The organism is Thermococcus sp. 101 C5, from assembly GCF_009372125.1.
Classification (GTDB): Archaea; Methanobacteriota_B; Thermococci; order Thermococcales; family Thermococcaceae; genus Thermococcus_A; species Thermococcus_A bergensis.
Genome location: NZ_WHIZ01000081.1, coordinates 1 through 6,604, shown reverse-complemented (window position 1 = coordinate 6,604; position 6,604 = coordinate 1). Strand labels below are relative to the sequence as shown.

Genomic DNA, 6,604 nt, shown 5'->3' with positions numbered 1-6,604 from the left:
AGTTTCTTCTGAGGCCGAGCAGGAGTGTTAGTTTGAGGGGGTTAGCTGTCAGGATTTTAGGGGCGATTCTGGCCGTGAATCTGGACAGATTATACAACTTCACAGGTGGTGGGAACTAGGGTATATACCTTCTATATGACAATTAGGTGTAAAAAAGTTCATAAATCCAATCTGGAGGTGAACTTATTGAGTATAATAAAAAAGTACACCAGTATACCTCTGCCATATAGAGTTGGTGTTGCATTTTTATTGGGTGTCGCATTCGGGCTGAGTCTGTGGTACTACGACATGGCAAATGGAAGCAATCTCGGTGAAAGGGTAGCAACATACATTTCACCTTTTGGTGCAGTGCTCGTAAGGATGCTCAAAATGGTCGTTATACCGATAGTGTTCTTCTCTCTCATAGTCGGATCTTCAGGACTCTCACCAAAGAAGCTGGGAAGGGTTGGTGCAAAAGTTCTCCTATGGTACATGCTCACATCATTTATAGCCGCAATGATAGGTGTCGGTATTGCAATGTTCGTGCACCCCGGCCAGGGTGTGGCGGTTGACGTTGAAAAACTTGGGAGCTCTATGGGAGAAGGAGGCCCCTCAATAACCCCGCCTTCAGGGCTGACGGATTTAATTCTTAAGATGTTCACAAACCCCTTTGAGGCATTGGCAAACGGTGAGTTCCTTCCGATAATAGTCTTTGCCCTCCTGTTTGGTCTCGCGGCGAGAGTTCTCCTTGACCACACCCAAAATGAAACCGAGAGAAGACAGATTCAAATGGCACTTGACTTCGCTTCCGGCGCAAACTCGGTAATGTTCAAGATAGTCTCCTGGATTCTGGAGTACTTCCCAATAGGTGTGTTCTCACTAGCAGTTGTCAACTTTGGACTCTACGGGCCAACCATAATTGGACCTTACCTAAAGGCCGTTTTGGGCGTTATTTCAGGAATTGCTATAATGATATTCATCGTTTACTCCATCCTGCTTTCAATCGTCCTCAAGGAAAACCCAATAGACTTCTTCAAGAGGGCCAAGGAAGTTATGATAACCTCGTTCTTCACCAGGAGCAGTGCCGCTACACTTCCAGTCACAATTAAAACCGCAATAGAGTCTTTCAAGATAAAGAGGGAGCTCGCAGAATTCTCTCTCCCAGTCGGTGCAACAATCAACATGAATGGAGTATGTATACACCTTCCGATGTGGGCAGTCTTTGCAGCAGATGTCTTTGGCATTGACCTCACAGTTAGCTCTTTGGCCATAGTTATAATAACCACTGTGCTGTCGGCAATAGGTGCAGGAGGAGTCCCCGGAGGAAGCCTAATGCTCCTCTTCATAGTGCTTGGAACCCTTGGCCTTGAGCCAAGCCAGATAGCGATAATAGTCGCCCTCGCTTTGGGAGTCAACCCACTCATAGACATGTTTGAGACAATGAACAACGTTACCGGAGACCTCTGCTGTACCTATATTGTTGCCAGAAAAGAAGACATGATCGAGAAATCGTAAATCTTTCTCTTCAACCTTTTTTATTTAATCATCCAAAGGTTTCTATACATATCCTGCATTTCTTCGGGTCTATCTCAGGGTCTACCCTTGAGTGAAAGGAGCAGACGTAGCCCTTTCCGAGCATCTCAACGGTTATCTTAATTAGTTCTCCATGAATGTAGTACTCGTCGGGCTTCTCTTTCATGATTCTATCCGCCAGTCCCCTTAGCTTCTCGTCAATGTCAGGGAACTTCTCCACTTCTATGAGGGCGCCCCTGTTCATCCCTAAGTATCTCGAAACGGCAGACTGGGTTATATGTAAAAGCTCCGCTATCTGAATCTGGTTAAGTCCCCTCTCCCTCAACAGCCCCACCAGCCGCCTGCGGAGGGCAGGGTATACGTATTTTGCCACGGCATCGAAGGCGTTGGTCTTCATGATACTTTTTATGACGCATGGAATATATAAACCTTTCTGTCAACTTCTTCAACTTTTTGTTATGACATAAGTCATATACCTTTTTTAGGTTAATAAACCGCAAAGCTTTTATGAAGAACCCTTCAATAATAAAGTGAATATGACAGGTGTCATAAAAATGGAGGTGGTTAAGCATGGCAATACGGCTTCCAAAAGAGTATGAGATGTTGTGTAATCAGTGTTCAATGAGTTTAGCAGGAGGATGTACGATTCAAGGAGTTTGTGGAAAGGATCCAGACCTTAACTCCCTTCAGGAGGCTCTCCTCTACGGGATTAAGGGAACATCAGCTTATTATTATCACGCCCTTGAGGTTGGCTACGACGATCCAAGAATCGGCCACTTTCTGAGCAAAGCCCTCTACTCAACGCTCACCAACGTCAACTTCGACAAGAACCGCTTCCTCCAGCTCGTCCTTGAGAACGGAAGGGTTCACCTAGAGGCCATGAAGCTTTTGGATAAGGCCTACGTTGAGACCTTTGGAAGGCCTGAACCCGTTGAAGTACCCACGGGAACGGCCGAGGGGCACGGCATACTCGTTACCGGCCACAGCTACAGGGCCCTTTACGAGCTCCTGAAGCAGATAGAGGAGAGGGGCCTTGAGGATGAAATAAAGGTTTACACCCACGCCGAGATGTTCCCCGCTCATGCCTATCCTGAACTCAAAAAGTTCAAGGCCCTCTACGGAAACTGGGGCGGGTCTTGGCTCTATCAAAAGAAGGAATTCGCCGAGTTCCCAGGGGTTATAGTGGGTACTAGCAATTGTGTCCAGCAGCCGACCAAGGCTTATCAGGACAGGATTTTCACCACAGGAATAGCGGGCCTTGAGGGAGTGCCCCACATAGAGGACTACAACTTCGAGCCCGTGATAGAGAGGGCCCTTGAGACGCCGAAGATGAAGGCCCACGACGGCGGAAAGCTCCTCACCGGCTTCCACCACACAAACGTCCTGGCTATGAAGGACAAACTGATAGAGCTGATTCAGGAGGGCAAGATAAGGCACATTTTTGTTGTCGGCGGTTGTGACACGCCGCACAAGGGCATGGGTTATTACGAGAGGCTCACCGAGCTGATTCCGAAAGATGCGCTCATACTATCAGCTGCCTGTGGCAAGTTCCGCTACAACGCGAGGGACTACGGCACAATAGAGGGCATTCCACGCTTCCTCGACTTCGGCCAGTGTAACAACGTGTACTCCATAATTGAGATAGCAATAGCTTTAGCGAACGAGCTTGGAACCGATGTCAACTCCCTGCCGGTGAGCATCGTTTTGAGCTGGATGGAGCAGAAGGCCATAGCGATACTCTATTCGCTTCTCTATCTCGGAGTAAAGGGGATCTACATTGGACCCAAGCCGCCAGAGTTCCTTACGCCGAACGTCTTTGAGATCCTTAGGAAGAAGTTCGAGCTGAAGCTCATAAGCGATCCAGAGAAGGACCTGAGGGAGATGCTTAGCAAGGGCATCAGCGTTGATGAGAGCGCCCCGCTGGCAGAGGAGCTGGAGTGAGGGTTTTTCTATTTTTCTTTTTAATGCTTGTTATTATCGGGTTGCCATGTTTTTGGTAATTGTATCACTCAAACTCCTCCCAGTTAGATTTTATTCTGATTTTCATTGCCTTGTTAAACTTTTGATAGTAAATCTTTTAAGGTTTTGGATTTACTATCCATTGAACTCTGTGAGGGTGTTCAAGAATGTGGAAGAAAGCCCTTGCCGTACTCTTCGGGTTTTTAATGTTGGGACTAACTGTTAGCAGTGCCAGCGCCTCGGCGAGCTTTGTTAACGGCACGGTGAACGGTACCGTAACGGTTCCGCCAGAGTTTAATCCCGAGAAAAAGCCCGGGGACGAGGTTCGGCCGCAGTTCGGCGGTGCCACCGTCGTTGCAGAGCCGTTCATCAGCGCTTTTGTTCCGGGCATAGGGTGGATAGTTGCTGTCGGTAGCATCGTAGCATTAATTGCCAAGTACGTGTACTCAAAGCCAGTCAGCGAGTTTACTGAGGCTTTTGTGGGTGAAATTCCAGACAAGATTACTTACAATGGGCAGGAGCTGGCAAAGGGTGTCAAGACAAACATTTGGGGCACCAGGGTGGAGATTGGCTACGGTTACGTTAAGAAGAAGTGGGGCGGGCTTAAAAAGGAAGCCGTCATAGTAAAGCCAGTTATCACAATAACCAGGGACGAAGTCAAAGCCGTTGAAGATTTGTTCAGCCCGAAGGAATACGGCAAGCTCCTCGCAAAAGCATACCTCAACGGATGGGACGCCAACGATGCCAAGAAGCTTGCAGAGGAGTTCAACAAGAAGTACAAGAACTTTAGGGTAAAGTTTAGAGGGAGATACGCCTGCGGCAGTTACTTTCCCGAAGGTGACGTTATAATTGATAAAGAAGGGGCAAAACACATTATTGAACGGCACATCTTAGAAGAAAAGTGGAGATACAAGTCAAAATTCAAGTACTTAACTGCGGACATGCTTTTCCAGATGCTCAGGGAGACGATTGAAACTGGGAACTCCTATTGCCCAGGATCAAGCAGTAAGTATAAAAAATTAGCCCTTGAAAAATATTACCATGGAATGGGAATGAAGAACAAGTTAAGAGTCGTGATTCAATTGAAAAATGGGATATATAGGATTGTCACGGCATTTCCAGTAGATAGGTAAGCTTTTTACTTTAATTTTTTGCCTAAGGAGGTGACGATATGAAAGAGTTTGAAATTAAATTCAAGTTTTATGGTGGTTATGAGACATTTGATAGGATGGGAAGAGAAATCATAGAGCACGGGCTTGAAAATGGTGAGAGCCCTGATGTGATCATCACTAAATGCTTGGAGGAGTATGAAGCGTGGATGTATTACAAAGGGAACGAAATATTCCAAGCCACAGTTGATTTTGACGTATTTGTTTCAGACCTCATTGCACTGGCATTTTATTCCCTCCGTGGGGATGTGCCGGGAAATATCGACTTTAACGGGAGGATATTCACGGATATGAGCCAGCTCCCGGGATGGTGGAGGAAGGAAGCTGAAAAGGCCAGGGCAATTCTAGAAGAACGGTTCGGAATCGTGACAACGAATCCAGTGTTTTGCTCAACTTTCGGGAGTTATGACCCAACGGTAATAATCTTCGCATTTACAGAAGGAGAGGATCTGCATCTCGTGAGTACCACGTACAACAAAGTTGCGAGACTTAGTGCCAGAAAAATTGCCGAATATGTTGCCGAAGTCGTAGGGATGGCAATTACGGAACTTGAGAAACATATCGGACTGTTCGAGGAATTTGGGATCAAAGAATACGCTGAGCGCGTAAAAACTCTCAGGGAAAAGTGGGAGCTCCTAAAAAGCACGCTGGCAGATTAAAACCCTCTGGGTTGGAGGTCATCCCAATGCCGGTTAAGTTCTTGGTTGATTCCCCCTCTAGAAGAGTTGAAAATCCTCTACGTGCTTGAAAAGTTCGAGGAGGACGAGAAAAGAGTGATAAGGAGGAACTGCAGGGATAGGAAACTCAGGGTAAGTTTCGGCACTTACGGGCCACTCTCCAGTGATGCTCAGGAATGAGAGTGATTATATACTCTTCTATGAACTCTTTAAGAAGCTCAACCCTGGGGTGGATATCGTTGACGTCAGAGGACTTTCTATGGAGCTTAGGATGATCAAGGATGAGTGGGAGTTAGAGAACATAAGAAAAGCTGGAAAAATAGCTGTAAAAGGAATGAAAATTGCAGAGGAAGAAATAAGAGCCAAAAGTCTACGTTTCAGCAACTCCAAGGGCACATGCAGAGCCATTCAAGGATGTTAAGATTAAGGAGGGGAGCATTGTCTCGGTAGTAATAGGTGCAGACTGGAATCACTATTATGCGAACATATCTAGGTCTTTCCCAGTAGGACAAATAAGCGAGCGAGCAAAAAACGCCATGGAAGCTATGGAAGAAGCTTACATAACTTCAGTGGAGAATACCAAACCCGGCATTAAGTTCATCCAGGTAGAAAGAGAAATTGAGAAAATCTACAAATCCAGAAATCTCGGAGACTACTATATAACCGGCTATACACATGGAGTTGGACTTCTGATAGAGGAGGATCCAATAACTACGATTGTAGTGTCTCATAGGGTAATGGAAGCTAAGGAGGGCATGGTTCTTGCAATGGTTCATGCTCCTCTCATGGTACCAGAAGGGGCAATAAAAAAGGAAGATACGTTTATTTTGAACAAAAAGTTGGAGAACGTTACAAAACAAAATATTAGAAAACCAGAAAACTAGGCTCGACTCGGAAATAGTGAGTTCAAGTTCAAATTCATGAGAAACAAGTACGAGCCAGTGAGGGCATACCCTCCACAGCAAATGAGATGTTTGACTTCTTTTTGTTATTCAAAAAACTTTAAACTGTTTTGAGTTGTAATTTTAATTGTGTAACCCTAGTTCCCACCACCTGTGAAGTTGTATAATCTGTCCAGATTCACGGCCAGAATCGCCCCTAAAATCCTGACAGCTAACCCCCTCAAACTAACACTCCTGCTCGGCCTCAGAAGAAACTCAGAAAACTTCGAAAACAAAGTCTCAATCCTCCTGCGAAAGTCAGACAAGTACTTGTAAAACTTCTTCTCCTCCAGATTACTAATCTGATTCCCCCGCTTTACTGGCGTGTAAACAACGCCAAACCTCA

General features: G+C 45.9%; 8 protein-coding genes and 2 pseudogenes. 8 read left to right on the top strand and 2 right to left on the bottom strand.

Annotation, left to right across the window (positions count from 1 at the left end):
- A pseudogene (locus GBV73_RS10050) lies at positions 1-119 on the top strand (IS982 family transposase); the annotation flags it as partial.
- Between the two features lie 67 nt (positions 120-186).
- Positions 187-1,494, top strand: coding sequence for a dicarboxylate/amino acid:cation symporter (locus tag GBV73_RS10045; protein ID WP_052315905.1), 1,308 nt, complete (start codon positions 187-189; stop codon positions 1,492-1,494).
- Between the two features lie 28 nt (positions 1,495-1,522).
- On the opposite strand, the gene GBV73_RS10040 is transcribed toward GBV73_RS10045, so the two are convergent.
- Positions 1,523-1,909, bottom strand: coding sequence for a transcriptional regulator (locus tag GBV73_RS10040; RefSeq protein WP_152881123.1), 387 nt, complete (start codon positions 1,907-1,909; stop codon positions 1,523-1,525).
- 173 nt (positions 1,910-2,082) lie between these two features.
- Between GBV73_RS10040 and hcp the strand changes: the two genes are divergently transcribed.
- The 6 genes from hcp to GBV73_RS10015 all read left to right on the top strand — a co-directional run bounded on the left by hcp (position 2,083) and on the right by GBV73_RS10015 (position 6,201).
- Positions 2,083-3,453: a hydroxylamine reductase gene (hcp, locus tag GBV73_RS10035; protein WP_152881121.1), complete on the top strand. Its 1,371-nt coding sequence runs from the start codon at positions 2,083-2,085 to the stop codon at positions 3,451-3,453.
- 185 nt (positions 3,454-3,638) lie between these two features.
- A complete protein-coding gene (locus tag GBV73_RS10030) occupies positions 3,639-4,604 on the top strand; it encodes a hypothetical protein (protein ID WP_152881119.1) in 966 nt (321 codons plus the stop codon).
- A 38-nt stretch (positions 4,605-4,642) separates the two neighbouring features.
- The gene (locus tag GBV73_RS10025) at positions 4,643-5,299 is read left to right on the top strand and encodes a hypothetical protein (protein WP_152881117.1); all 657 of its coding nucleotides are present in this window, start codon (positions 4,643-4,645) and stop codon (positions 5,297-5,299) included.
- 45 nt (positions 5,300-5,344) lie between these two features.
- Positions 5,345-5,497, top strand: a complete 153-nt coding sequence (locus GBV73_RS11195) for a hypothetical protein (protein WP_172967224.1) — start codon at positions 5,345-5,347, stop codon at positions 5,495-5,497.
- Complete coding sequence (locus GBV73_RS11575; protein WP_152881115.1) at positions 5,484-5,738, top strand: hypothetical protein; 255 nt, start codon at positions 5,484-5,486, stop codon at positions 5,736-5,738. The genes GBV73_RS11195 and GBV73_RS11575 overlap by 14 nt, the downstream gene beginning before the upstream one ends.
- Position 5,739: 1 nt before the next feature.
- A complete protein-coding gene (locus GBV73_RS10015; protein ID WP_371717089.1) occupies positions 5,740-6,201 on the top strand; it encodes a M24 family metallopeptidase in 462 nt (153 codons plus the stop codon).
- A 155-nt stretch (positions 6,202-6,356) separates the two neighbouring features.
- Here the strand turns inward: GBV73_RS10015 and GBV73_RS10010 are convergent.
- A pseudogene (locus tag GBV73_RS10010) lies at positions 6,357-6,604 on the bottom strand (IS982 family transposase); the annotation flags it as partial.